Below are 22,672 nucleotides of genomic sequence, written 5' to 3'. Positions count from 1 at the left end.
ACAACAAAATCACAACTGATCTCGCGGTCGTGACGGGCGTCACAAGTTCGCCCGCGGCTGCGACGAGTCCGAGAACTCGCGGAACAGCCCCGTGACCACGAACGCCGTCTGCTCGCCGATGTCCACGGCGTTGTCGCCGATCCGCTCGAGCGCGCGGGCGACGAGCGTCATGTGCATCGCCCACTCGCGGCGGTCCGGGTCGTCGCCGATCTCGATCGCCACGCGGAAGATGTCCCTGTTGAGACGGTTGATTTCGCGGTCCTGGCGCACCAGGTCCTCGGCGAGCGCGATGTCTCGGGAGGCGAAGGCGGCCTTCGCCTGCACGACCTCTGAGCGGGCGAACGCGCCCATCTTGGCGAGCGCCTGCAGGGTTTCGTCGTGGACCGGCGGCTCGTTGCCCGACAGCGGGATCATCTTCGCGATGTTCACGCACTGGTCGCCCATGCGCTCGATGTTCTTCATCACGTGCAGCATCGCCGCGACGACCCGCAGGTCGGTCGCGACCGGCGCCTGCAGCGCGAACAGCGACAGCAGCTCCTGGTGGACCTCGAGGTAGCGCCCGTCGATCAGGTCGTCGTTGCCGATGACCATCGCCGCCAGCTCGACGTCCTGGTGCTCGAGCGCCTCGAGCACGCGGTCCAGCTGCTGCACGACGAGGTCCAGGCCGCCGAGGCCCTTGGCCTCGACGCGCGCCAGCTCGTCGGCGAAGTGCTGGCGGGTGGCCTGCTGGGCCGCCATCAGCCGAACTTCCCGGTGACGTACTCCTCGGTCCGCGAGTCCGACGGGTTCGTGAAGACGTCGTTGGTCGGCGCGTGCTCGATCAGCTCGCCGGCCAGGAAGAACGCCGTCGTGTCCGCGACGCGCGCCGCCTGCTGCATGTTGTGCGTGACGATGACGATCGTGAAGCGCTGCTTGAGGTCGTCGATCAGCTCCTCGATCTTCAGCGTCGCGATCGGGTCCAGGGCCGAGCACGGCTCGTCCATCAGGATGACCTGCGGCTCGACCGCGATCGTGCGCGCGATGCACAGGCGCTGCTGCTGACCGCCGGAGAGGCCGATGCCCGGCTCGTTGAGGCGGTCCTTGACCTCCTCCCACAGCGACGCCCCGCGCAGCGACCTCTCGACGCGCTCCTTGAGGTCGACGCCGCGGACGCCGTTGAGCTTCAGGCCCGCCGCCACGTTGTCGAAGATCGACATGGTGGGGAACGGGTTCGGCTTCTGGAAGACCATGCCGATCGCGCGGCGCACGGCCACGACGTCGACCGACGGCCCGTAGATGTCGGCGTCGTCGAGCAGGACCTTGCCCTCGGCGCGCGCGCCCGGGATCTCCTCGTGCATGCGGTTGATGCAGCGCAACACGGTGGACTTGCCCGAGCCCGACGGCCCGATCATCGCCGTCACCTTGTTGGGGGCGTACTCGATCGACACGTCCTTGATCGCGTGCCCGGAGCCGTAGTAGGCCTGCAGGCCGGTGACCGAGATGCCGGGCGCCGCCTGCGTGACCACCGCCTCGCGGGCCGGGGTCTCCGGCACGGTCAGCGGCGCATGGCTGCCGGAGGGTCCGGCGGGGGTGGACGAGTCGGTCATGGTCTTGGTGTCCGTCGTCGGGTCGGTCACGGCTAGAGTCGGCTCCTGCGCGACGCGAGCCGCGCGACGAGGGTGGTGAGCAGGATGAGGCAGACCAACGTCAGCGCCGCGCCCCAGGCGCGCTGCACGAGCTGGTCGTTCGGCGATCCCACGTCGGTGTAGATCTGCACCGGCAGCGAGTTCATGCGGTCGCCGAGGTTGAACGTGGTGGCGTTGACGATCGTCGCCGTGAACAGCAGCGGCGCGGTCTCGCCCGCGGCGCGGGCGACGGCCAGCAGCGAGCCGGTGATCAGGCCCGGCAGCGCGGTCGGCAGGACGACCTTCATCGTCACGCGCCAACGCGGCGTGCCCAGGGCGAGCGCCGCCTCGCGCAGCCCGTCGGGCACGAGCAGCAGGACGACCTCGGCCGAGCGCGTCACGACCGGCAGCATCAGCAGCGCCAGCGCGATCGAGCCCTTCCAGCCGGCGAACGACGAGCCGCCCCAGCCGCCGAGCACGAGCGTCACGTAGATGAACAGGCCGAAGACGATCGACGGCACGCCGGTCATGACGTCCACGAAGTAGCGGACGGTCGCGGCGAAGCGGCCCTTGCGGCCGTACTCCACCAGGTAGAGGCCGACGCCCCAGCCGATCGGGATCGCGATCAGCGACGCCAACAGCACCATCTCGATCGTGCCCAGCAGCGCGCTCTTGATGCCGCCCTGGTCGCCGAGGAAGTTGCCGGTCGGGTCGGTGGTGAAGAAGTCCCACGACCAGGCGCCGAGGCCCTTCTTCAACAGGTAGTAGATGACCAGGACGAGCGGGACCAGCGCGACCAGGGTCGCGGCGGCCAGCAGGCCGCGCATGGCCTTGTCGGTGGCCTTGCGCCGGCCGGTCAGCGGCGCGAGGGCGGTGGTGGCGCTCATGCTCCGGCTCCCGGGACGGCCTTGACCTTGGTGGGTGGGCGGGACGACCGCTCGGCGCGGCGCACGAGCCCGCGGGCCGCGGCGTTGATGAGCAGCGTCAGCACGAACAGCACCAGGCCCGCGGCGAACAGCGCGCCGGCGTGGAGCTTGTCGTTGGCGGCCTCGCCGAACTCGTTGGCGATGACCGCGGCCAAGGTGTAGCCCTGGTCGAAGATCTGCTTGCCGATCGTCGGCGAGTTGCCGATGACCAGCGTCACGGCGATCGTCTCGCCGATCGCGCGGCCGAGGCCGAGCATCGCGGCGCCGGTGATGCCCGAGCGCGAGTACGGCAGCACGGCCATCCGGATCATCTCCCAGCGCGTCGCGCCGAGCGCCAGCGAGGCCTCCTTGAGGTCCGGCGGCACGGTCGAGATCACCTCGCGCGAGATCGCGGAGACGATCGGCAGGATCATGATCGCCAGGATCAGGCCGGCGATGAAGTAGTTGGGGCCCGCGACGTGCCCGCCGACGAAGGGCAGGAAGTCGAAGCTGTCGGCGAACCACTGCTCGGCCGGCTTGAGCTTGGGGATCAGCACGAAGATCCCCCAGAGGCCGTAGACGACCGACGGGACGGCGGCGAGCAGCTCCACCAGGACGATCAGCGGCGAGCGGACCTTCCGCGGCGCCAGCTCGGTGATGAAGAGCGCGGTGGCGACCGCGATCGGCACGCCGATGACCAGCGCGATCGCGGCGGAGATGAGCGTTCCGGCGACCAGCGGCCAGGCGCCGAAGATCTGCTTGGACGGGTTCCAGTCGTTGGTGAACAGGAACGAGAGCACGCCCTGGTGGCTGAGCGCCGGCTGGGCCTTGTTGATGAGGTAGACGAAGAAGAACGCGATCAGCGCCAGGATCAGCGCCGCCAGGGCGATCAACGTCGCGCGGAACAAGGGGTCCGCGCGCCGCGCCGACGGCGACCGCTCCAGGATGGAGCGGCCGTCGCGGCGGACGTCAGGGGTGGTGGCGGCCATCAGCTCCCGATCTCGGCGGTCACGATGTGGGTGGCGGTCATGGCCTGGCGGTCCCTAGGAGATGGCCGCGCCGTTGCACTGCATGGCGTCGATGGCCGCCTGGTCCTTGGCCTTCAGGCTGTCGGGGATCGGCGCGTACGACAGCTTCTTGATCGTGTCCTGGCCCTCGTTGACGAGGTAGTTGAAGAAGAACTTCAACCCCTTGGCCTTGTCCGCCGAGATGCCGGCCTTGCAGGCGTCCTTGTAGGTGATGGCAAACGTCTGGGAGACGATCGGGTACGCGCCGTCGCCCGGGGCGTCGATCGTCGAGACGCCGAGGTCCTCGGGGACCTCGATGCCCTCGGCCGCGGCCGAGGTCGACTCCAGCGTCGGCGCGACGAACTTGCCGGCCTTGTTCTTGACGTCGGCGAACGTGAAGCCGTTCTGCAGGGCGTAGGCCTGCTCGACGTAGCCGATGGCGCCGTCGGTCTGCTTCACGGCGGCGGCGACGCCGTCATTGCCCTTGGCGCCCGTGCCCGTCGGCCACTTGATGTCCTTGTCGACGCCCGGGCCGTTCTTCCACGCCGTGGAGTAGTTGGCGAGGAACTGCGTGAAGCCCTTGGTCGTGCCCGAGGAGTCCGAGCGGTGGACGACCGTGATCTTCGTCGAGGGCAGGTCGACGTCCGGGTTCAGCGCCTTGATGGCCGGGTCGTTCCAGGCCTTGACCTTGCCCAGGTAGATGTTGGCCAGCGTCTCGCCGTCGAGCTTGAGGCCGGACTTCACGCCGCTGAGGTTGTAGGACGCCGTGATCGCGCCGAGCGCGAACGGGATCTGGACGGCGTCGCCCTTCTTGATCGTCGCGCGGTCGTCGTCGCTCAGCGCCGGGTCGGAGCCGGCGAAGTCGACCGTGCCCGCGGCGAACTGGGAGACGCCGGCGCCCGAGCCGACGCCCTGGTAGTTGATCGTCAGGCCCTGGCTCTTCAGGTCGGCGCCGACCTGCTGGTAGATCGGGGCCGCGAACGTCGAGCCCGCGCCGTTCAGCGTGGCCTTGACGCCGCTGCCGCTGTCGCTGCCGGTCGAGGCGGCCGCGCTGCCGGTGGATGCCGAGCTGTTGTCGTCGTTGCTGCTGCCGCAGGCGGCGGCGCCGGAAGCCAGGGCGAGGGCGGCCAGGGTGGCCGGGACGATACGGGGGTTCACGTGCTGCACTCCTTGATCTCGTTGTCGCGCGGCAGGCTGACGCGGCAACGACCACATCCTGTTATCGCGATGTGGTCGAGTTGTGAAAGACGTGTGAAGCCTCGGGTGAGAAGCGGTAGCCGAACCCCACGTGGGTGTGGATGAACGCCCACGCCGGCAGCGCGGTCTCCAGCTTGACCCTGAGCTTGTGCACGTACACGTCGATCGACCGGTCGCCGTCGCGCAGGTCGCTGCCCCAGACCAAGCGGTACAGCTCGGCGCGGGACACGATGCGGCCGGTGCGCTGGACCAGTGCCACGAGCAGCCCGAACTCGCGGACCGAGAGCGTGAGCGCCCGTCCCGCGGCGAGCACCAGGCCATCGTTGGGCCGGACCTCCAGCTCCCCGGCGTACAGCACGTCGTCCGTTTGCGCAGCCTCCATCGCGTCGCAGCGTCCCGCGCGCGGCCCGTCGCGCCGTGACCGTCCGGTGAACCGGCTGTGAACGACCTGTGAAGGCCTCGGGCTCTGCCGCCGGACGGGTTTAGGCTCGGTGCTGGATGGCGCTGTTCCGATCGATCGACAGCGGGGTCCTCGACCTGTTCGAGGAGTCCGGCCGCAACGTGCAGAAGGCGACGCTGCTGCTGCGCGACCTCTTCGCCGAGTACCCGGAGCGGTCCGACCTGGCCCGCGACCTGCTGCTCAGCGAGCAGGAGGGCGACCGGATCACGCACGACATCATCCACCGGCTGAACCGGGCCCACTCGGCCCGGTCCGGCAAGCCGCCGGTCGACCCGGCCGACGGCCACGCGCTGGCGACCGCGCTGGACGACGTCGTGGACTTCGCCGAGCAGGCGGCCGACGAGCTGTCGCTGTACGCGGTCGAGGCGCCGATGGAGCAGGCGACGCTGATCGCCGACGTGCTCGTCGGCGCCGGCGAGCAGGTCGCCCAGGCGCTGCGCTGCCTGCGCAGCGGCGCCGAGATCGCGCCGCACCTCGTGGAGATCCACCGGCTGGAGAACGAGGGCGACCGCCTGTCCCGCGACGCGGTCGCGTCGCTGTTCGCCAACGGCATCGACCCGATGGTCGTGATCCGCTGGAAGGACATCTTCGAGACGCTCGAGCAGAGCGTCGACGCGTGCGAGAAGGTCGCGCACGTGCTCGAGGGCATCTCGCTGAAGCGCCGCGGCCGGCGCCGGTAGCGTCTCGGGCGCGATGCCCGAGATCGAGCGCAAGTTCCTGGTCGACGCGCCGCCGCCGTTGGACGACGGCGCGTGGACGGCGCGGCGGCTGGAGCAGGGCTACCTGGCGGTCACCGACGCCGTCGAGGTGCGCGTCCGCCGCGCGGACGGCGCGGACGCCCGGCTGACCGTGAAGTCCGCGCCGGGCCTGACGCGCGTGGAGGAGGAGCTGGCGCTCGACGGCGACGCGTTCGAGCGGCTGTGGCCGCTGACCGAAGGCCGCCGCGTCGTCAAGACGCGCCACACCCGCCGGTCCGACGACGACGGCCTCCTCTTCGAGCTGGACGTCTACGAAGGCTCGCTGCGCGGGCTGACCGTGCTGGAGGTCGAGTTCGCCTCGGAGCACGCGGCCGCGTCCTGGACGCCGCCGCCCTGGATCGCGCGCGAGGTCACCGGCGAGAAGGCCTACGCCAACCAGTCGCTGGCGCTGTACGGCGCGCCGTAGCCCTAGTCCTCCACGCCGAGGTCGCGCGTCGTGACCTCGAAGACCCCGTGTTGCTCGGCCAGCGCGGTGACGAGCGCGTCGACCTGCGGCTGGCCCTGGACCTCGAGCGTCACCGCGACGGCCGCGGCGCCGTGGACCTCGTGCTCGAGCTGGCGCGTGTCGATGCGGGCGATCGTGAAGCCGCGGCGGGTGCTCTCCCCCAGGACGTCGCGCAGGATCCCCTGGCCGTCGGCGTAGACGACGCGTAGGCCGTAGCCGACGTAGCGCGAGCGCGGCAGGCGGCCGGCCAGCGCCGGGTAGCCGAGCGCGACGACGAAGTGCAGCGCGGTCGCGACGACCGCCAGGAGCGCGAGGCCCGCGCCGCAGGCCATGCCGATCGCGGCGGTCATCCAGACCATGGCGGCGGTCGTGAGCCCGCGCACCGCGTCGCCGCGGACGAAGATCAGGCCGCCGCCGATGAAGCCCAGGCCGGAGACGACCTGGGCGGCGACGCGCGACGGGTCCAGGATGACGTGGTCGCCGAGCACGTCCGAGAACCCGTACTTGCTCACGATCAGGAACAGCGCGGAGCCGACGCCGACCAGCGCGTGCGTCCGCAGCCCCGCCGACTTCTGGCGCCACTCGCGCTCCAGCCCGATCAGCGACGAGAGCAGGAACGCCAGGCCCAGCTCGCCGAGCTGCTTGGCGCCCTGCCCGGAAGGCGCGCCCACGGCGGCGACATGCGCGACGGTGCCCATCGCGCATGCTCTGCCCCACGGTGCGCTGCGCTAGTCGCGGCCCGGCAGCGTCGTCGAGTCGCTCAGCGCGCGGGCCGACGGCGGCGGCGAGACCGTCGTCGGCGCCTCGGCCGCCGGCGGCGGCACGACCGCCGCGCCGACCAGCGTCGACTGCGCCTGGAGCATCAGCGTCTGGCCGCAGCGCCAGCAGAACATCGCCCCGCGCGAGTGCGGCGCGCCGCAGGCGCGGCACTGCCCGCCGACGCCCTGGTCGGCCTCGGCGACCAGGCGCTCGACCTCGCCCAGCTCGGCGTCGGCCTCCTGCAGCTCGGCCGCCTTGCGGACGAGCACGTCGACCCGGAAGTGGTCGCGGATCGCCATCTCGTAGGTCAACCCGCCGAGGTCCCAGTGCAGCGTCGCGACCTTCTCGGCCAGCTCCCGCAGCCGCCGGTGCAGCTCGTCGGTGATCTCAGGGGTGCTCATCAGCCGATCTCCTCCGTGTCGCTTCCGCCACCGATGGGCTTGCTCTTGTCGACCGGCGGCGGCGCGCCGCCGGTGCCCAGCGTCTTGGGCAGCTTCTCCGACTTCTTGGCGTAGTCGCCGCCGCTGCTCTTCTCGAGGTCCTTGACCGCCGCGCTGGGCTTGGACGCGGCCTTCTTCTTCGACGACGAGCCCTTCTTGGAGGACTTGCCGTCCGAGGACGACGAGCCGGACGTGCCGTCGTCGGTCGTCGTCTCGGTCCCCGCCGGCGCCGCCGCGGTGGCCGCGGGCGCGGCGGGCACCGCCGCGGCCGGCGCGGCACCGCCGACCGTGATGATCTGCGGCGCCTGGCTGTTGCCCGACGCGTCGTCGGAGCCGAGGCCGCCGATCAGGACGCCGACGCCCAGGGCCAGCAGCAGGCACGCCACGCCCGCCACCGCGGCGGTGTTCGCGCTCAGGCGCCCGAGCCATCCGGCCGGGCCGGGCCGCGTCGTGCGCGTGGTCGTGGTCGTCGTCTCCGCCGCCACGGCGCTCGCCGGCACCTGGCGGGCGAGGATCTCCAGGAACGGCAGGCGCGCCTCCGTGCGACGGGTGCCGCACTGCAGGCAGTAGCGCTGGTCGGCGGCCAGCGGCGCGCCGCAGGTGCGGCACGGCGCGTTGGGCTCGCCCAGCAACGGTCGGTTGAGGTCGGTCACGCTCGGAGGCTCCTAGGACAACACGGTGGGCGGCGCCGAGCAGTCGAGCTTGGCCGACTTCGGGTCGCCGATGAAGAAGACGGTGAACTTGGTGGGCTTCTTGACGGTCGCGAAGGGATCGAGCTTCTCGACGACCGCGCGGCCGGCGGCGACGACCTTGCCGCCGTCGCGGGCGACGCACGTCACGACCAGCCGCTTCTGGCTGACCGCGGACTCGTTCCTCAGCGTGCCCTGGGCGAAGAAGCCGTCCTCGTCCTGGCCGTGGGTCACGCCCTCGATCGCGATCTCGGGCAGGGCGCTCGGCGCCCCCTTGCCCTTCGCCTGGCCGACCTCGGCGGCGGCCTTGGCGGCCTTGCCCGCGACCAGGATCTGGTTGTTGACCCAGTCGACCTCGCCGCCGGCCTTCAGCACCGCCACCGAGGTCAGCGACGGGTCCAGGCCCGGCGTGTCGTTGGCGTACAGCTTCTTGCCCTGGGCGTCGGAGACCGTGATCGCGATCGGGACCGTCACCTGGGTCGACCCGGTGTTCTTGAGGCGCACGACCGCCGCGACCCCGTTGGGGTCCTGCACGATCGCCGCGTCCTCGACCTTGACCTTGGCGTTGACCGCGCCGATCTTCAGGCCCTTCTGCGCGGTGACCGCGTTCTTGGCCTTCGCCGCCGCCTTGGCCGACTTCTCCGGCGTGGTCTCCACGCCGAAGCAGCCGGTCAGGCTCAGCGCGGTCGCCGAGGCCGCCGCGAGCAGGATGATGGCCTTGCGCGCGCCCACCTAGCCGAACGCCCCGCGCACGTAGTCGCGCGTGCGCTGCGCCTGCGGCGCGTCGAAGATCTGCTCGGCGTCGCCGTACTCGACCAGGTCGCCGAGGTACATGAACGCGACCTTGTCCCCCACGCGGCGGGCCTGCTGCATGTTGTGGGTGACGATCACGATCGCCAGGTCCTTGCGCAGGTCGCCGATGAGCTGCTCGATGACCAACGTCGAGCGCGGGTCCAACGCGCTGCACGGCTCGTCCATCAACAACACCTCGGGACGCGTCGCGATCGCGCGGGCGATGCACAGCCGCTGCTGCTGGCCGCCGGACAGCCGCAGCGCCGGGGCGTCGAGCTTGTCCTTGACCTCGTCCCACAGGCCGGCGCGGCGCAGCGCGTCCTCGACCAGCGGCTCGACGACGCCGCGGCCCGGCTTCTTGCGCGACTGCTCGCGCAGCGCGTAGGCCACGTTGTCGAAGATCGACATCGGGAACGGGTTGGGCTGCTGGAAGACCATCGACACGCGGCGGCGCAGCGTCGTGACCTCGAGGTCGTCGACGTCGGTGCCGTCGAGCAGGATCGTCCCGCCGCGCGACGCGCCCGGGGTCAGCTCGGTCAGGCGGTTCAACGTCCTCAGCAAGGTCGTCTTGCCGCAGCCCGACGGGCCGATCAGCGCCAGCACCTCGCCGAGGCGGATCGACAGCGACACCTTCTTGACGGCCTCGTTGTCGCCGTAGAACACCGACAGCGCCTGCAGCGCCATGAGCTCGCGCCCACCCACCCCGGCCTCGCCACGCCCGTGGCGCGCCACTGACGCGGCGCCCGCGTAGGCATGGCCATGGCCGTTGGAGCCCGCGGGCGGGGCCGGCGCCACCGTCGGCGGCGCGTCGACCACGATCTTGCGGATCGGCGGGGGCTGTTCTTCCGTGATCATCGTCCTGCTCCCAGTCGCGTGCCCTCGAGCCCGGTCTTCGCGCCGCGGCGCGCGATCAGGTCGACGGCGAAGTTCAACGCCACCACCAGCAGCAGGAGCACGAACGCGGCGGCGTAGGCCTTCTCCGGCGCGGCGCCCTCGCCGGCGGGCGAGTTGTTGTAGACGTAGCTCGTGAGCGTCGAGCCCGTGCCCTTGAGCACGTCCAGCCCGGGGATCGAGCCCTCCGACTCCAGCCGCAGCGTCGCGCCGAGCAGGATCACGACGATCGCGGTGTCCCCCGCGATGCGGCCCATGCCGAGCGCGGCGCCGGTCGAGATGTTCGGCCGCACCGCGGGCAGCAGCACGCGCCGGATCGTCGCGATCTTCGTCTTGCCCAGGCCGTAGGACGCCTCGCGCACGTGGCGCGGGATCGACTGCAGCCCCTCGCGCGTGGCGCCGAAGACCATCGGCAGCGCGATCAGGGACATCATCGCGCCCGCCGTCAGGAACGAGCGGCCGAAGACCGCGCCGCCCTCGGCGGTGAACGACATCCAGCCGAACAGCCCGTGCTGGAACAGCGCCAGGCCGAAGATCGCCAGCACGATGTCGGGCGTGCCGGCGACGACCTCGATGCCGGACTCGACCGCCCGCGCCAGCGGCGCCGGGCGGCCGTACTCGACGACCCAGATCGCGGCGGCGACCGCGATCGGCGTCGCGATCGCGATGCCGATGATCGTCAGCAGGATCGTGCCGAGGATCGGGTCCAGGAAGCCGCCCGACTTCGACTGGTCGACCTCGCCGGAGGGGTGCGACCACAGCAGCTCGGGCTTGAGGTACTGCACGCCCTTGACCGCCATGTAGCCGACGATCGCGACGGCGATGAGGCACAGCGACAGGCCGGCGGCCCAGCACAGGACGTAGGCGATCCGGTCGCCCCAGCGCCACGTCGACATCGACTCGTGCCGCCGGCGCTTGCGCCCGGCGGCGCCGGACGACCGGCCGCCCTGGCCGCCGCCCGTCCCGACGCCGAACCCGCCGTGGGGCAGGTCGTCGAGCGTGCGCGGGTGCTGCGTGACAGCCATCTAGATCCGCACTCCGTACTTCTTCATCGGCTGCTTGGCCAGGAAGCCCGCCAAGGACAGGAACAAACTGCTGAACAGCAACAACAACGCGAAGGCGTACACCATCGAGCGCACGGCGGGCGTCTGCAGCGCCTCGGAGTCCTCCACGATCGTGGAGGCCAGCGGCCGCAGCGGCTCGAGCAGGAACAGGCGCGGGCCGTCGAACGGGTTCGGCGCGAAGCCGACCGAGCCCGACACCATCGACAGCATGATCGCCTCGCCGAGCGCGCGGGCGCAGGCGAGCACCGACGCGGCGATGATCGCCGGGCGCGCCGCGCGGACCGACACGGTCCACATCGCGCGCCAGCGGTTGACGCCGAGGGCGACCGCGCCCTCCTTCCAGCCGCGCGGGACGGCGTAGAGCGCGTCGACGATGATCGCGATCATGATCGGCACGATCATGATCGTGAGGATGACCACGCTCACGAGCAGGCTGGCGCCCGTGAGCTGGACGATGAACTGCACGGACTCCTTGTCGCCCTGGTTGATGATGTGGTTGCCCACGAAGGGCACCAGGACCAGGATCCCGATGAGGCCGTAGATCACCGACGGCACCGCCGCGAGCAGGCGGACGACCGGCACGATGACGCTGCGAAGGCGGTCCGGCGCGAACTCCACGATGAAGATCGCGGCCAGGACCGAGAAGATCAGCCCGAAGACGACCGCCATGCCGGTCGTCAGGATCGTGCCCCAGACCAGCGGCCAGGCACGGACGTGGTAGTCCTCGGCGGGCGCGTTGGCCCCCGAGTTGACCATGTTGTTGATCTGCTCGTCGACGTTGCCGCCGGGCCCCAGCCAGCTCAACCCATTGTGCTTGAAGGTCGGCCACGCCTCGTTGGCGACGAAGACGACCATGAGGACGATGACCAGCAACACGGCACACGCCAGCGCGCCGAGCGTGAGCTCGGCGCGCCGGTCGGACCACGGCTGTCGAAGCCGTGTGAGCATTACTTCAGCGGCACCCAGTGCTTGCCGACGATCTTCTGGGCGGCAGCGGAGTTCTGCACCCAGGAGATGAAGTTGGCGACGACGCCGGTGGCGCGGCCGCGCGTGACCATCCAGAAGTTGCGGACGCCGCCGTACTCGCCGGACTTGGCGTTGCGCAGGTTGCAGGCGACGCCGTTGTAGCCGGCGGCGTTCGTGCCGCTGACGAAGTCCAGCGAGACGTAGCCGATGGCGTTGGGGTCGGTCTGCACGGCCTGCTGCACGAGGCCGTTGGAGGCCTTGGCCGCGATCGAGGTGGTGACCGTCTTGGACCCCATGAAGATCTTCTGGAACGCGTCCTGCGTACCGGAAGCGGCCGTGCGGCCGACGAGGTCGATCGTGCCCGTCGCGGTCGCGCCGGGGACCTGGCTCCAGTCACGGATCGTGCCGGAGAAGATGCCCTGGATCGTGGCCTGCGACAGGTTGGCCAGCTGGTTCTTGGGGTTGGTGACCAGGCAGATCGCGTCACGGGCGATCTTGTTGAAGAAGATGCCGTTCGGGTCGCCGGCCTTGGGATCGCGCGACGAGTTGCCGATCGTGACACGGCCCGCGGAGACGTCGGCGATGCCCACGTCGGAGCCGCCCTGGGCGAGCTTGAACTTCACCTTGCCGGGGTGCGACTTCACGTAGGACTTGGCCAGCAGCGTCGCAAGCGGCGCGACCGACGTCGAACCGCTCATCGTGATCACGGGCGTGGCCTGGGCCGCGCCGGGGACGACGGCGGCGCAGGCGCCGACCGCTGCCGCGCACACGCCGAGGCGGCGGAGGCGGGTCGTCATGTTCGGGAACTCCTTTGGGTGAGGTGGGGCCCCGCTCGACCGACCGCGCAGCAGCGGGCCGATGGCGGGAAGATGCGATGGCAGACTGAACGCCGGGACCCGGAGCCTTGTGAAGCGCTGGTGCCTTTCCCGTGAACGAGCTGTGAACGGGCGTTTCACACGATCACGACACGTTCACATCGGCCCGGGCGCGCGTGGTGAGACTGCGCCGGTCGATGCCCTGCCGCACGTGTGGATCACCCCTGGCCGCCGACCAGCGCTACTGCCTGGAGTGCGGCGACCGCAACGGACCGCCGCGCCTGGACTGGCGCGCCATGGTCGCCCCGCCGGCCGCCGCCGAGGCGCCCGCCGAGCAGGATGATGGGGTCGGTCCGGGCCTCCCGTCGCCGCGCGTCGCGGCCGGGCTCGTGCTCGGCGTGCTGGCCTTCGGCGTCGCGGTCGGCAACGCGGCCGCGCCGGACCGCGCCGACGCCGGCGGCCGTCCGCCGTGGACGCTGCTCGCGCAGGCGCCCGCCGCGGTCGCGCCCGTCGCCCCCGCGCCCGTCGCCCCCGCCGCCACGCCACCGGCGCCGCCCGACGCCTCCGGCGACGCCGACCTCGGCGCCGCGCCGGACGACACGGGCCTCGACGACACCTCGACCGACGACGCCTCCACGACCGACGACGCGTCGACCGACACGCCATCCACGGACGACGCCTCGACCACCGACGACGCCTCCACGACGGACGGCTCGTCGACCGACGACGGCACGGGCACCACCGACGACCCCGGCACGGCCGCCACCAAGGCCACGCACCCGCCGGTCAAGCACGTGTGGGTGATCGCGCTCACCGGCCACTCGTTCCCCGAGACGTTCGGCGACGCCTCGCCCGCGCCCTACCTGGCGCGGGAGCTGCGCGCCAAGGGCACGCTGCTGCCCTGGTACCACGCGGCGGGCCACGACCCGGCGGCCACGGGCGTCGCGCTGCTCGGCGGCCAGAAGGACGCGACCGGCCCGTTCGACGCCAAGACGCCGACGCTCGCCGACCAGCTCTCGGCGGTGGGCCAGAGCTGGCGCGCCTACGTCGAGGGCGCCACCGCCGGCCTGCCGCCCGGCGACAGCCCGTGCGCGGTCCCGGCCGAGCAACAGCCGCGCAACCCCTTCCTGCGCTTCAAGACGATCACCGGCGGCTCGGACTGCCAGATCGCCGAGCCCACCCAGCTCGCCCAGGACGTGGCCGACAGCGACTCGGCGCCCGCGTTCTCCTACATCCTGCCGGGCGCGGCGCACGACGGCTCGACGTCGCTGGCCGACGCCGACGCGTGGCTGAGGACGATCGTGCCGACGATCCTCGACTCCAAGGCCTACGAGGACGGCGGGCTCGTGGTCATCACCTTCGACGCGGGCGCGGCGGCCGACAGCGAGGCCGGAGGCGGCCGCGTCGGCGCGCTGCTGCTGTCCCCCTTCGTGACGGCGGGCGGCACCGTGGAGGCGCCGTACGACCCGTTCTCGCTGCTGCGCTCGATCCAGGACCTGTTCGGGCTCTCGCCGCGGCTCGGCTACGGCGCGGATACGAAGTTGAAGGCCTTCGGCCCCAAGGTGTACGCCGCCTGGTCCCCGAACGGCGACGACGCCGCCTCGGGTGGCGATTCCTAACCGACGTTCACCAACCGTTCACGTCCGAGCAACCCGGCGGTTACACCGCGGACACCGCTCCGGACCGAGGATGCGGCCACCACGCGGATGCCCCTTTCCCGGCTCCGCATTATCCCCTGTACACGGAGGTCTCGAAGTTGCACGTCCCCGCCGTCACGCGCCTGCGGTCGCGTCTGGGCATCGCGCTGGCGGTGCTGATCGCCGCCATCGCCGCCGCGGTCATGCTGAACCACTCGGCCCCGCAGTCGATCGCCGACAGCAACCCCAACAACACGCTCTGCAAGGGCCACATCAACAAGGGCAAGCCCGACCCGGACGATCCTGACAGCGGCGTCGTGGAGTACACGTTCGCCTGCTCGCAGCCGATCACCGGCTACTCGATCCTCCCGGACAAGTCGTCGACGAGCTTCGAGACCGAGGTCTTCGGCACCGACCCGGCCACCAAGGAGGTCCTCGCGACCGACGCCTTCTCCTGCAACGGCGACCAGCCGGGCTGGGGCGTCAACTGCACCGGCGCCAACGTCGGCAACTGGCACCCGATCACCTCGTCGTTCACGATCGACGGCGACGTCTGCGCCGAGCCGCGCGTCGACCCGCTGCTGGTCGTGACCTACGCCTCGGTGAGCTCCGGCAAGGCCACACAGTACATCGCCGGGCCGTTCGACCTCGGCCGCCCGCGCGGCTGCAAGGCCACCAAGCACTCCGGCAAGACCCGCATCCCCAAGGACACGGACGAGTCGACCACGGGCGACGTCGCTCCGATCCAGTAGTCGCCCCCGCGACCACGCAGGACCCACACGGGCCCCGGAGCGATCCGGGGCCCGTCGTGCGTTCTAGGCCGTCGCGGCCAGCTCGTCGTAGGTGACGGCCGCGCGATGGCGCGCGGCGCGCAGGACCTTCTCGACGGCGCCGACGCAGCGCGTGTGGTCGAGGTCGGCCGGGTGGAGGTCCAGGCGCAGCAGCTCGCCCGACAGCCGCGCGCCGACGCGGACGACCGTCGGCGATGTCCAGCGCTTGAGCGCGGTCGAGGTGCCGAGCGTCAGCGCGGGCGCGCGCGTGGAGGTCTGGTCGGCGCGGTGCAGGCGGCCGAGGCCCGCCCACCAGTCGAAGGTCGTGGCGAGCGTCGCGCGCAGCGCGGGCGTGTAGGCGTAGGCGGGCGCGACGAAGCCGCGCGGCTGGACGCCCGCGAGCTTGAGCAGACGCCGGCCGGCGAGCACCGCCCGGCGCGTCTCGTCCCCGTCGAGGCCGACGAACTCCGCGGCGTCGCCGCCCTGCACGCGCGCGACGAGCTGACGCGGCGGCGCGGCGCGCCGGACCTGGCGGTGCTGGAAGCCGTGCTGGGCGACCGCGTCGCCGCGACGCGCGCGCTCCTCCAGCCACGTCGCGAGGTCCGGACGACGGTCGTGGAACGGATGCAGGTCGGGCGCCGGGATGACGAGCAGCGTGACGCGGTCGACGCCGAGGTCCGCCAACCAGTCGCGGATCAGCGCGCAGCGCTCGTAGGTCGCGGGCTCGACGTCGTGCAGCGCGACGGCGAGCAGGGCCACGGGTCAGCCCACCAGGTCGCGCAGCGACGCGGTCTCGGCGGCGAAGACGCGGTCCCAGCGGTGTCGCCAGGCGATCAGCGCGGCCTCGCGCGGATCCCGCTCGGCGGCGCGGGCGCTCGCGATCGCGCGGTCGAGGTCGGCGGGGTCGCCGGGCGCGAAGCCGTGGCCGAGGCCGCCGATCGCGTGGACGGCGGGCGCGGTCCAGCAGGCGGCGACCGGCGTGCCGCAGGCGGCGGCCTCCAGCGCGACGAGGCCGAACGTCTCGTGCTCGCCGGGCATGACCACGCAGCGGGCGCTCGCGTAGCGGTGCGCGAGGCGGACGCGGTCGCGGGCGTGCGGGCGGAAGCTGATCCGCGCCTCGAGGCCGAGCCTGCGGGCGCGCGTGCGCAGCGTCTCCTCCAGCGGGCCGGAGCCGACGATCCGCAGCGGCCACGGGTCCTCGCTGCGGGCGGCGGCCTCCAGGAGGTCCAGGACGCCCTTCTCGCGGCTGAGGCGACCGACGTACAGCACATGGTCGCGGCGCGGCACGTCGGGGCGCGGGCGGAAGGCCTCGTGGACGCCGAGGCGCAGCGGCATCGTGGCGGCGCGGCCGAAGTCGGCGTTGGTGTCGACGTTGGACATCACCGCGTCGACGTGGCGGCCCGAGCGACGCAGCCAGCGCCGCAGCAGCGGCGCGTAGACGCGCGACGGGCCGGGCAGCGCGGCGGCCTCCAGGTTGCTCGTGCCGTGATGGACGGCGACCGTGCGGGCGCCGATGTCGCGCGCGCAGGCGACGACGTCGACCGGCCACCAGAACGGATCGTGCAGGAGGACGACGTCGGGCCGCAGCGCCCGCAGCGTCTCCTTCAGCGCGCCGGCGCCGAGCGGGACGCGGTAGCCGTTGGCGGCCACGACGCGCAGCGAGGGCAGCTCGTGGCGGCCGCCCTCGTGCCGCTCCTTGGGACCGGGGATCAAGATGTGGTGGTCGATCTCGCCGGTGCGGACCGCGTGCTCGGCCTTGGCGTCCAGGTAGGTGCGGATGCCGCCGCTGCGCTCGCCGTAGAAGAGCGCGACGTCGGCGACGCGCAGCGGCTCGGGCGCGACGGCGTGGAGCTTGCGGACGCGCGCGGCGCCGCCTTCGAGGACGGCCAGCTCAGGCGGCACGGCGGGCCTCCACGGCGACCGTCTCCCCCAACGCGCGGCGGTAGCCGTCGGCCAGGCGCTCCAGCGCGCGGTCCCACGTTCGCTCGGCGACCGCGCCGCGGGCGTTGGCGGCCAGCCGCGCGCGCTCGGCGGGGTCGGCGGCCAGCGCGACGACCGCGTCGGCCAGCGCGCCCGCGTCGGCGGCGCGCAGCAGGCCGGTGACGCCGTCGTCGACGATCGAGCACGGGCCGCCCTCGGCGACCGCGATCACCGGCAGGCCGGAGGCCTGGGCCTCCAGCAGCACCTGGCCGAAGGTGTCGGTGCGGCTGGCGAAGAGGAAGAGGTCGGCGTCGGCGTAGGCGTCGGCCAGCGCGTCGCCCTCCAGCCACCCCAAGAACGTCGCGTGCGCGCCGACGCGCTCGCGCAGGTGCCCCTCCTCGGGGCCGCCGCCGGCGAGCACGAGGTGCAGGCGCGGGTCGCGGGCGCGGGCGGCGAGGAAGGCGTCGGCGAGCAGGTCGGCCCCCTTCTCGCGGGTGAGCCGCCCGGCGTAGAGGACGTCGATGCGGTCGTCGCCGCCCGTCGCGGCCGCCGAGCGCGTGCGCCGCGCCGGGTCGAAGCGCGCGAGGTCCACCCCGCGGTCCCAGCGGCCGACGCGCCCGCCGTCGATCCCCAGGTCCTCGAGCACCCCGTCGCTGGCCTCGCTCGGCGAGAGCACGACCTCGCACTGGTCGTAGAACATCGACATGGCGCCCTGGGCGAAGGCCTCCAACATCGGGTCGGCGCTGCGCAGCCCGGCGTAGGCCCCCAACTCGGTGTGGTAGCTGCCGAGCACCGGCAGGTCCATCACGCGGGCGATCAGCAGCGCGGCGACGCCGGCCGGGCCGGGCGAGCAGAGGTGGACGAGGTCGTAGCGGCCCTCGGCCAGCGCCTCGACGATCGCCGGCAGCGACGGCACGCCGACCTTCAGCCCGGCGTAGAAGGGGATCTCGACCTCGGCGACCGCGCCCAGGCGCCGGTCGGCGATCAGGTCGGTGGAGACGATCTCGACCTCGAAGCCCGGCACGCCGCGGTGGCGCAGCTCCTGCAGCGTGTGCGTGACGCCGTGCATGCCGCCGACGCCGTCGGCGACCAGCGCGACGCGCCGCGGGTCGTCGTCGCGCGCCGGCGCGACCTTCGACTTCTCCTTGCCCAGGAAGGCCGCGGCGGGCGCGTAGGGGATCGCGGCGACGCAGGCGTCGAAGAGCTGCGCGGCGACCGGCGCCAGGCCGGCGGCGCCGTGGCGGCCGATGCCGTCGACGACGTTCTCGACGACCTGCGCGAGCTTGCGCTCGTGCGTGCGGCGCGCGCGGCGGAAGAGGTCGCGGTGGCGGAATTGGTCGTCCTGCATCGCCGCTAGGAGATCCGCGCTGGAGAGGTGGCCGAGGCCGACCGCGTCCAGCCAGGCGCGCAGCAGCGCGCGGGCGTCGGCGGGCTCGAGGTCGGCGCCCATCGCGCCGCGCCGGGCCTCGCCCTCGCGCATGACGCGCTCGACCATCGTGAAGACCGTGGTGGGGTCGACGGCCTCGTCGTCGGCGCGGCCCGCGCCGACGTCGTCGTGGTCGAGCGAGCGCACGGCCAGCGCCATCGCGGCGTGCGCCCACTTGGCGGCGCTGCCCTGGTCGCCGCCGGCCTGGGCGCGGCCGGCGCGCAGGTGCGCGAGGAACTCGGCGGGCGTGTCGGCGCGCGGGGTCTCGGTCCAGGTGCGGCCGACGTCGACGCCCGCGTGGTCGTCGGAGCCGCCGACGCCGGTGCCGCCGTGGGTCTCGACGTAGACGAAGGCCGGCAGGTTCAGCTCCTTGGCCCGCGCGCCGTTGCGGACCTCCCAGGCCGGGAAGAGCTGCGCGAGGCGGCGGCGGTGGCGCGGGGTCAGCGGCGCCTCGACCGCGTAGAACGGGTGCGCGAGCGCGCAGGCGATCTCGTGCTCGTGCAGGTACTCGGCGACCGACTCCACGCAGTTGCTGATCGCCTGCAGGTCGGCGAACTGCGTGGGCGTGATCCCGAAGACCAGGACGTGGACGGCCTGGGGCTCCTCGCGGAACCAGCAGGTCAGCTCGACCGAGATGAAGACGCGCGGGTCGTGCGCGATCTCCAGGACGCCGTCGATCGTGTCGTGGTCGGTGATCGTGACGAAGTCCATGCCGCGCGCCAGCGCGAGATCCAGGACTTCCTGAGGCGGCGTGGCGCACTCAGGAAGCCCGAGCGCTCGCTGCACGCCGAGTTTCGAAAGCTGCGATGCGGTCGAATGGCAGTGCAGATCGGCTCGCATGGGAACAAATCTCCCCTGCTAATGACCGCCTTCTGTGAACGCTCGACCAACATGGTGTGATCGAGGCGTGAACGGTTCGGTCAGCCGTCGAACGTCAGTTCCGCTGCCATTCCGGCAATCATCCACCGCAGCCCGCGCTCGAAGCGCTCGTCCTCGTCCTGGTCCCACTCCGCGTCGACGAACCGCGCCAGCGCGGGGTACGCGTCGGCGTGCTCGCGCAGCAGGCCCTCGACGTAGGGACGCAGCGCGTCCTGGTACTGCGTCTGGTCCATGCCGGCGCGCGCGAGCGCCTCGCGCTCGGCGATCGCGCGCGAGACGAAGCCGATCACGAAGTCGTCGGCGACGCCGAGCATCACGAGCGCCTGCTCCTTCGGGACGCCCTTCATGACCTGCAGCGACTGCTCGATGTGGGCGAACGCGCGCGGGCCGAGCTGCGGGCGCTCCCAGGCGCCGGAGACCATCCACGAGTGCCGCTGGTAGACCTCGCGGGTGCGGCGGCTGATCGCGGTCAGACCCTCCTGCCAGGTGTCGCCGAGCGCGTCGTCGGGGAGCAGCAGCTCGCCCATCACCTGGTCGGTCATCAGGTCGAGCAGGTCGTCCTTGGTCGGGATGTGGTGGTAGAGCGACATCGTCCCGACGTTCAGCTCCTTGGCGATGCGGCGCATCGAGACGGCGCCGGGGCCCTCGGCCTCGGCGACGCGCAACGCGGCGGTGATGATCTCCTCGCGGTTGAGGCCGGAGCCGCGGCCACGGCCGCCGCGGGCGACCGGCGTCTCCGGCTGCCACAGCAGGCCGAACGGGCTCCGGGCCTCCTCGTCGCCGGGCGCGCGGCCGCGGGCGGCCTCGGCCTCGCGGCGGGCGGCGAACGCGGCCTCCATCGCCTCCTCGCGCGCGGCCTCGCCGGCCTCCTTGGCCTTGGCCCGCGCGGCGTGCGCGGCCTCCTTGGCCTTCTGGCGCGCGGCCAGCCCGGCCTGGCGGGCCACCTCGCGTTCCTCCTTGGTCGGACGGCGCCGGCGATCGCTGCTTGACATTCGTACAGCGTACTGCGATCGTACGCCGTACGGCAAACGTACACCGTACGAACCGACTCCCCAGAAGGATCCCCCTTTGACCGCTCTCCTCACCCCACCCGCCGCGGCGCCCGTGAGCTCGCGGCCGTATCGCCTCCGCTGGCTCGTGGCCGCCGTCGTCATGGCCGCCAACATGATGGACCTGCTCGACGCCACGATCGTCAACGTCGCCGGGCCGTCGATCCACCGCGACCTCGGCGGCGGCGCGACCACGATCCAGTGGCTGAGCGCCGGCTACACGCTGGCCTTCGCCGTCCTGCTCATCGCCGGCGCCCGGCTCGGCGACATCTTCGGCCGCCGCCGGCTGTTCCTCATCGGCTCGGCCGGGTTCACGCTCTTCTCCGCCGCCTGCGCGGTCGCGCCCAGCGTCGGCGTGCTGATCGCCTTCCGCGCGCTGCAGGGCGCCTTCGGCGCGCTCATGATCCCCCAGGGCTTCGGCCTGCTCAAGGAGGTCCTCGACGACGACGAGCTGCAGAAGGCCACCGGGTTGTTCGGCCCGGTCACGGGCCTGGCGATGCTCGCCGCGCCGATCGTCGCCGGCGCGCTCGTCGAGGCCGACCTCTGGGGCACCGAGTGGCGCATGGTGTTCCTCATCAACATCCCGATCGGCCTGGTGACGCTGCCGCTCGCGATCCGCTCGCTGCCGCGCGGCATCGGCCGCCCGGGCATGAAGCTCGACGTCACCGGCGTCTGGCTCGTCGGCCTCGCGCTCGTCGCGATCATCTACCCGCTCATCCAGGGGCAGACCGACGGCTGGCCGGTCTGGTGCTTCGCCTCCCTCGTGGCCGGCGCGGGCCTGTTGATGGCCTTCCTGCGCCACGAGCGTCGTCGCGAGGGCGATGCGCTGATCGAGCCGTCGCTGCTCACCAACCGGACCTACCTCAGCGGCATCGCGGTCATGTTGGGGCTCTTCGGGGCGTTCGGCGGGCTGTTGCTGTGCATCTCGCTCTTCGGCCAGCTCGGCGAGGGCTGGGGCCCGGTCCACGCCGGGCTGACGCTGACGCCGATGGTGGTCGGGATGATCGCCGGCATGGCGGGGTCGATGGCCCTCGTCGCGCGACTCGGGCGCCATCTGCTGCACCTCGGGATCGTGGCGATCGCCGTCGGCGCCGCGACGCTCGCGCTGACCATCGCGGGCGCCGACAGCGCCACGACCTGGGACCTCGTCCCCGGCCTCTTCCTGATCGGCGCGGGCGCCGGCGCGAGCATCGGGCAGCTCTTCCAGTTCATCCTGACCAGCGTGAGCATGGACGAGGTCGGGTCGGCCTCGGGCGTCCTCGAGGCCACGCAGCAGCTGTCGACCTCGCTCGGGGTCGCCGTCCTGGGCACGATCTTCTTCGCCGTCTTCAAGCACCATGTGGCGCCGCAGGCGCTGGAGATCACCGCATGGGCGTGCATGGCGCCGTTGGCGCTCGCCTTCGTCCTCGTGTTCCGGCTTCCCATGCACGCGCGAGAGGAGGCGGCGGCATGACCACCACCTTGTCCTCCGGCGTCGTCGCCCGGGGCCTCGGCAAGCGCTTCGGCGACGCCTGGGTCCTGCGCGACGTCGACCTCGACGTCCCGGCCGGCACCGTGCTCGGCCTGCTCGGGCCCAACGGCGCGGGCAAGACCACCGCGGTCCGGATCCTCGCCACGCTGCTGCGGCCCGACGAGGGCGAGGCGCGCGTCTGCGGGTACGACGTCGTGCGCGACGGCTACCAGGTCCGCCAGCTCATCGGGCTGACCGGCCAGTACGCGTCCGTGGACGAGGGCCTGTCCGGCACCAACAACCTGATCATGATCGGGCGGCTGCTCGGCATGCCGCGGCCGGACGCACGGGCGCGGGCGGCCGAGCTGCTCGCCAGGTTCGACCTCACCGAGGCGGCCGGCCGGCCAGCGAAGACGTACTCCGGCGGGATGCGGCGGCGGCTCGACCTGGCCGCCAGCCTCGTCGGCCGGCCCCGGGTGCTGTTCCTCGACGAGCCGACGACCGGCCTCGACCCGCACAGCAGGAACGAGGTATGGGCGATGATCAGGGAACTGGTCACGGACGGTACCACCGTGCTGCTCACCACCCAGTACCTAGACGAAGCCGACCAGCTCGCGCACGACATCGCGGTCGTCGACCAAGGGCGGGTCATCGCGACAGGCACTCCCGACGAGCTCAAGGCGGGGGCCGGCCGGCAGGTGCTCGAGGTCACCCCGGCCAGCCGGGCGGACGTCGCGGCGGTCGCCGCG

The 22,672-nt window shown here is 72.3% G+C and carries 24 protein-coding genes; 6 read left to right on the top strand and 18 right to left on the bottom strand.

What is annotated here, in order from left to right; all coding sequences use genetic code 11:
* Positions 1-39: 39 nt before the first annotated feature.
* From phoU to VFG42_RS27195, 6 genes are all read right to left on the bottom strand, one after another.
* Positions 40-738 carry a phosphate signaling complex protein PhoU gene (phoU, locus tag VFG42_RS27220; protein WP_324912009.1) on the bottom strand — a complete coding sequence of 233 codons (699 nt, stop codon included), beginning with the start codon at positions 736-738 and terminating at the stop codon, positions 40-42.
* A complete protein-coding gene (pstB, locus tag VFG42_RS27215) occupies positions 738-1,616 on the bottom strand; it encodes a phosphate ABC transporter ATP-binding protein PstB (protein ID WP_324912008.1) in 879 nt (292 codons plus the stop codon). Before pstB (VFG42_RS27215) ends, phoU begins: the two co-directional genes overlap by 1 nt.
* 2 nt (positions 1,617-1,618) lie before the next feature.
* A complete protein-coding gene (gene pstA, locus VFG42_RS27210; RefSeq protein ID WP_324912007.1) occupies positions 1,619-2,491 on the bottom strand; it encodes a phosphate ABC transporter permease PstA in 873 nt (290 codons plus the stop codon).
* Entirely contained in the window at positions 2,488-3,498 is a 1,011-nt protein-coding gene (gene pstC / locus VFG42_RS27205; protein WP_324912006.1) for a phosphate ABC transporter permease subunit PstC, read from the bottom strand. Before pstC (VFG42_RS27205) ends, pstA begins: the two co-directional genes overlap by 4 nt.
* 54 nt (positions 3,499-3,552) lie before the next feature.
* The gene (pstS, locus tag VFG42_RS27200) at positions 3,553-4,674 is read right to left on the bottom strand and encodes a phosphate ABC transporter substrate-binding protein PstS (protein ID WP_324912005.1); all 1,122 of its coding nucleotides are present in this window, start codon (positions 4,672-4,674) and stop codon (positions 3,553-3,555) included.
* A 61-nt stretch (positions 4,675-4,735) separates the two neighbouring features.
* Positions 4,736-5,095, bottom strand: a complete 360-nt coding sequence (locus VFG42_RS27195; RefSeq protein ID WP_324912004.1) for a response regulator transcription factor — start codon at positions 5,093-5,095, stop codon at positions 4,736-4,738.
* Positions 5,096-5,211: 116 nt separating this feature from the next.
* Between VFG42_RS27195 and VFG42_RS27190 the strand changes: the two genes are divergently transcribed.
* Together VFG42_RS27190 and VFG42_RS27185 are read left to right on the top strand one after the other, a co-directional pair.
* Positions 5,212-5,853 (top strand): DUF47 domain-containing protein, encoded by a 642-nt coding sequence (locus VFG42_RS27190; protein ID WP_324912003.1) that lies wholly within the window; start codon positions 5,212-5,214, stop codon positions 5,851-5,853.
* Between the two features lie 13 nt (positions 5,854-5,866).
* Complete coding sequence (locus tag VFG42_RS27185) at positions 5,867-6,337, top strand: CYTH domain-containing protein (RefSeq protein ID WP_324912002.1); 471 nt, start codon at positions 5,867-5,869, stop codon at positions 6,335-6,337.
* 2 nt (positions 6,338-6,339) lie between these two features.
* On the opposite strand, the gene VFG42_RS27180 is transcribed toward VFG42_RS27185, so the two are convergent.
* Genes VFG42_RS27180 through VFG42_RS27145 form a run of 8 tightly spaced genes read right to left on the bottom strand, consistent with a single transcriptional unit; the run spans position 6,340 to position 12,774 of the window.
* On the bottom strand, positions 6,340-7,074 hold the full coding sequence (locus VFG42_RS27180; RefSeq protein WP_324912001.1) for an MgtC/SapB family protein: 735 nt from the start codon (positions 7,072-7,074) through the stop codon (positions 6,340-6,342).
* A gap of 30 nt (positions 7,075-7,104) precedes the next feature.
* Positions 7,105-7,536, bottom strand: a complete 432-nt coding sequence (locus tag VFG42_RS27175; protein ID WP_324912000.1) for a hypothetical protein — start codon at positions 7,534-7,536, stop codon at positions 7,105-7,107.
* Positions 7,536-8,228: a hypothetical protein gene (locus tag VFG42_RS27170; protein WP_324911999.1), complete on the bottom strand. Its 693-nt coding sequence runs from the start codon at positions 8,226-8,228 to the stop codon at positions 7,536-7,538. The genes VFG42_RS27175 and VFG42_RS27170 overlap by 1 nt, the downstream gene beginning before the upstream one ends.
* A gap of 12 nt (positions 8,229-8,240) precedes the next feature.
* The gene (locus tag VFG42_RS27165; protein WP_324911998.1) at positions 8,241-8,996 is read right to left on the bottom strand and encodes a hypothetical protein; all 756 of its coding nucleotides are present in this window, start codon (positions 8,994-8,996) and stop codon (positions 8,241-8,243) included.
* On the bottom strand, positions 8,997-9,911 hold the full coding sequence (pstB, locus tag VFG42_RS27160; protein WP_324911997.1) for a phosphate ABC transporter ATP-binding protein PstB: 915 nt from the start codon (positions 9,909-9,911) through the stop codon (positions 8,997-8,999).
* Positions 9,908-10,972: an ABC transporter permease subunit gene (locus tag VFG42_RS27155; RefSeq protein WP_324911996.1), complete on the bottom strand. Its 1,065-nt coding sequence runs from the start codon at positions 10,970-10,972 to the stop codon at positions 9,908-9,910. Before VFG42_RS27155 ends, pstB (VFG42_RS27160) begins: the two co-directional genes overlap by 4 nt.
* The gene (pstC, locus tag VFG42_RS27150; RefSeq protein WP_324911995.1) at positions 10,973-11,959 is read right to left on the bottom strand and encodes a phosphate ABC transporter permease subunit PstC; all 987 of its coding nucleotides are present in this window, start codon (positions 11,957-11,959) and stop codon (positions 10,973-10,975) included. It abuts the gene before it with no gap.
* Positions 11,959-12,774 (bottom strand): phosphate ABC transporter substrate-binding protein, encoded by an 816-nt coding sequence (locus VFG42_RS27145; protein ID WP_324911994.1) that lies wholly within the window; start codon positions 12,772-12,774, stop codon positions 11,959-11,961. Before VFG42_RS27145 ends, pstC (VFG42_RS27150) begins: the two co-directional genes overlap by 1 nt.
* 215 nt (positions 12,775-12,989) lie before the next feature.
* Between VFG42_RS27145 and VFG42_RS27140 the strand changes: the two genes are divergently transcribed.
* The gene (locus VFG42_RS27140; protein ID WP_324911993.1) at positions 12,990-14,411 is read left to right on the top strand and encodes an alkaline phosphatase family protein; all 1,422 of its coding nucleotides are present in this window, start codon (positions 12,990-12,992) and stop codon (positions 14,409-14,411) included.
* 137 nt (positions 14,412-14,548) lie between these two features.
* On the top strand, positions 14,549-15,181 hold the full coding sequence (locus VFG42_RS27135) for a hypothetical protein (protein WP_324911992.1): 633 nt from the start codon (positions 14,549-14,551) through the stop codon (positions 15,179-15,181).
* Between the two features lie 63 nt (positions 15,182-15,244).
* On the opposite strand, the gene VFG42_RS27130 is transcribed toward VFG42_RS27135, so the two are convergent.
* The 4 genes from VFG42_RS27130 to VFG42_RS27115 all read right to left on the bottom strand — a co-directional run bounded on the left by VFG42_RS27130 (position 15,245) and on the right by VFG42_RS27115 (position 20,416).
* Positions 15,245-15,958 carry a DUF2334 domain-containing protein gene (locus tag VFG42_RS27130; protein WP_324911991.1) on the bottom strand — a complete coding sequence of 238 codons (714 nt, stop codon included), beginning with the start codon at positions 15,956-15,958 and terminating at the stop codon, positions 15,245-15,247.
* 3 nt (positions 15,959-15,961) lie between these two features.
* On the bottom strand, positions 15,962-17,101 hold the full coding sequence (locus VFG42_RS27125; protein WP_324911990.1) for a glycosyltransferase: 1,140 nt from the start codon (positions 17,099-17,101) through the stop codon (positions 15,962-15,964).
* A complete protein-coding gene (locus VFG42_RS27120; RefSeq protein WP_324911989.1) occupies positions 17,091-19,256 on the bottom strand; it encodes a glycosyltransferase in 2,166 nt (721 codons plus the stop codon). The genes VFG42_RS27125 and VFG42_RS27120 overlap by 11 nt, the downstream gene beginning before the upstream one ends.
* A gap of 209 nt (positions 19,257-19,465) precedes the next feature.
* Positions 19,466-20,416: a TetR/AcrR family transcriptional regulator gene (locus VFG42_RS27115; protein ID WP_324911988.1), complete on the bottom strand. Its 951-nt coding sequence runs from the start codon at positions 20,414-20,416 to the stop codon at positions 19,466-19,468.
* A gap of 145 nt (positions 20,417-20,561) precedes the next feature.
* On the opposite strand from VFG42_RS27115, the gene VFG42_RS27110 reads away from it, so the two are divergent.
* The gene (locus tag VFG42_RS27110; protein WP_324911987.1) at positions 20,562-21,926 is read left to right on the top strand and encodes an MFS transporter; all 1,365 of its coding nucleotides are present in this window, start codon (positions 20,562-20,564) and stop codon (positions 21,924-21,926) included.
* The coding region (locus VFG42_RS27105) for an ATP-binding cassette domain-containing protein (protein ID WP_324911986.1) at positions 21,923-22,672 on the top strand (750 nt) is incomplete at its 3' end. The genes VFG42_RS27110 and VFG42_RS27105, both read left to right, overlap by 4 nt.

The sequence above is a fragment of the Baekduia sp. genome (assembly GCF_035685985.1).
GTDB lineage: Bacteria > Actinomycetota > Thermoleophilia > Solirubrobacterales > Solirubrobacteraceae > Baekduia.
This window is presented reverse-complemented; position numbering and strand designations above follow the sequence as displayed.

Coding starts and splice junctions, on each gene's coding strand:
- phoU (WP_324912009.1), bottom strand. CDS start 738: ATGGCGGCCCAGCAGGCCACCCGCCAGCACTTCGCCGACGAGCTGGCG.
- pstA (WP_324912007.1), bottom strand. CDS start 2,491: ATGAGCGCCACCACCGCCCTCGCGCCGCTGACCGGCCGGCGCAAGGCC.
- pstC (WP_324912006.1), bottom strand. CDS start 3,498: ATGGCCGCCACCACCCCTGACGTCCGCCGCGACGGCCGCTCCATCCTG.
- VFG42_RS27195 (WP_324912004.1), bottom strand. CDS start 5,095: ATGGAGGCTGCGCAAACGGACGACGTGCTGTACGCCGGGGAGCTGGAG.
- VFG42_RS27190 (WP_324912003.1), top strand. CDS start 5,212: ATGGCGCTGTTCCGATCGATCGACAGCGGGGTCCTCGACCTGTTCGAG.
- VFG42_RS27185 (WP_324912002.1), top strand. CDS start 5,867: ATGCCCGAGATCGAGCGCAAGTTCCTGGTCGACGCGCCGCCGCCGTTG.
- VFG42_RS27180 (WP_324912001.1), bottom strand. CDS start 7,074: ATGGGCACCGTCGCGCATGTCGCCGCCGTGGGCGCGCCTTCCGGGCAG.
- VFG42_RS27175 (WP_324912000.1), bottom strand. CDS start 7,536: ATGAGCACCCCTGAGATCACCGACGAGCTGCACCGGCGGCTGCGGGAG.
- pstB (WP_324911997.1), bottom strand. CDS start 9,911: ATGATCACGGAAGAACAGCCCCCGCCGATCCGCAAGATCGTGGTCGAC.
- VFG42_RS27155 (WP_324911996.1), bottom strand. CDS start 10,972: ATGGCTGTCACGCAGCACCCGCGCACGCTCGACGACCTGCCCCACGGC.
- pstC (WP_324911995.1), bottom strand. CDS start 11,959: ATGCTCACACGGCTTCGACAGCCGTGGTCCGACCGGCGCGCCGAGCTC.
- VFG42_RS27145 (WP_324911994.1), bottom strand. CDS start 12,774: ATGACGACCCGCCTCCGCCGCCTCGGCGTGTGCGCGGCAGCGGTCGGC.
- VFG42_RS27140 (WP_324911993.1), top strand. CDS start 12,990: ATGCCCTGCCGCACGTGTGGATCACCCCTGGCCGCCGACCAGCGCTAC.
- VFG42_RS27120 (WP_324911989.1), bottom strand. CDS start 19,256: ATGGACTTCGTCACGATCACCGACCACGACACGATCGACGGCGTCCTG.
- VFG42_RS27115 (WP_324911988.1), bottom strand. CDS start 20,416: ATGTCAAGCAGCGATCGCCGGCGCCGTCCGACCAAGGAGGAACGCGAG.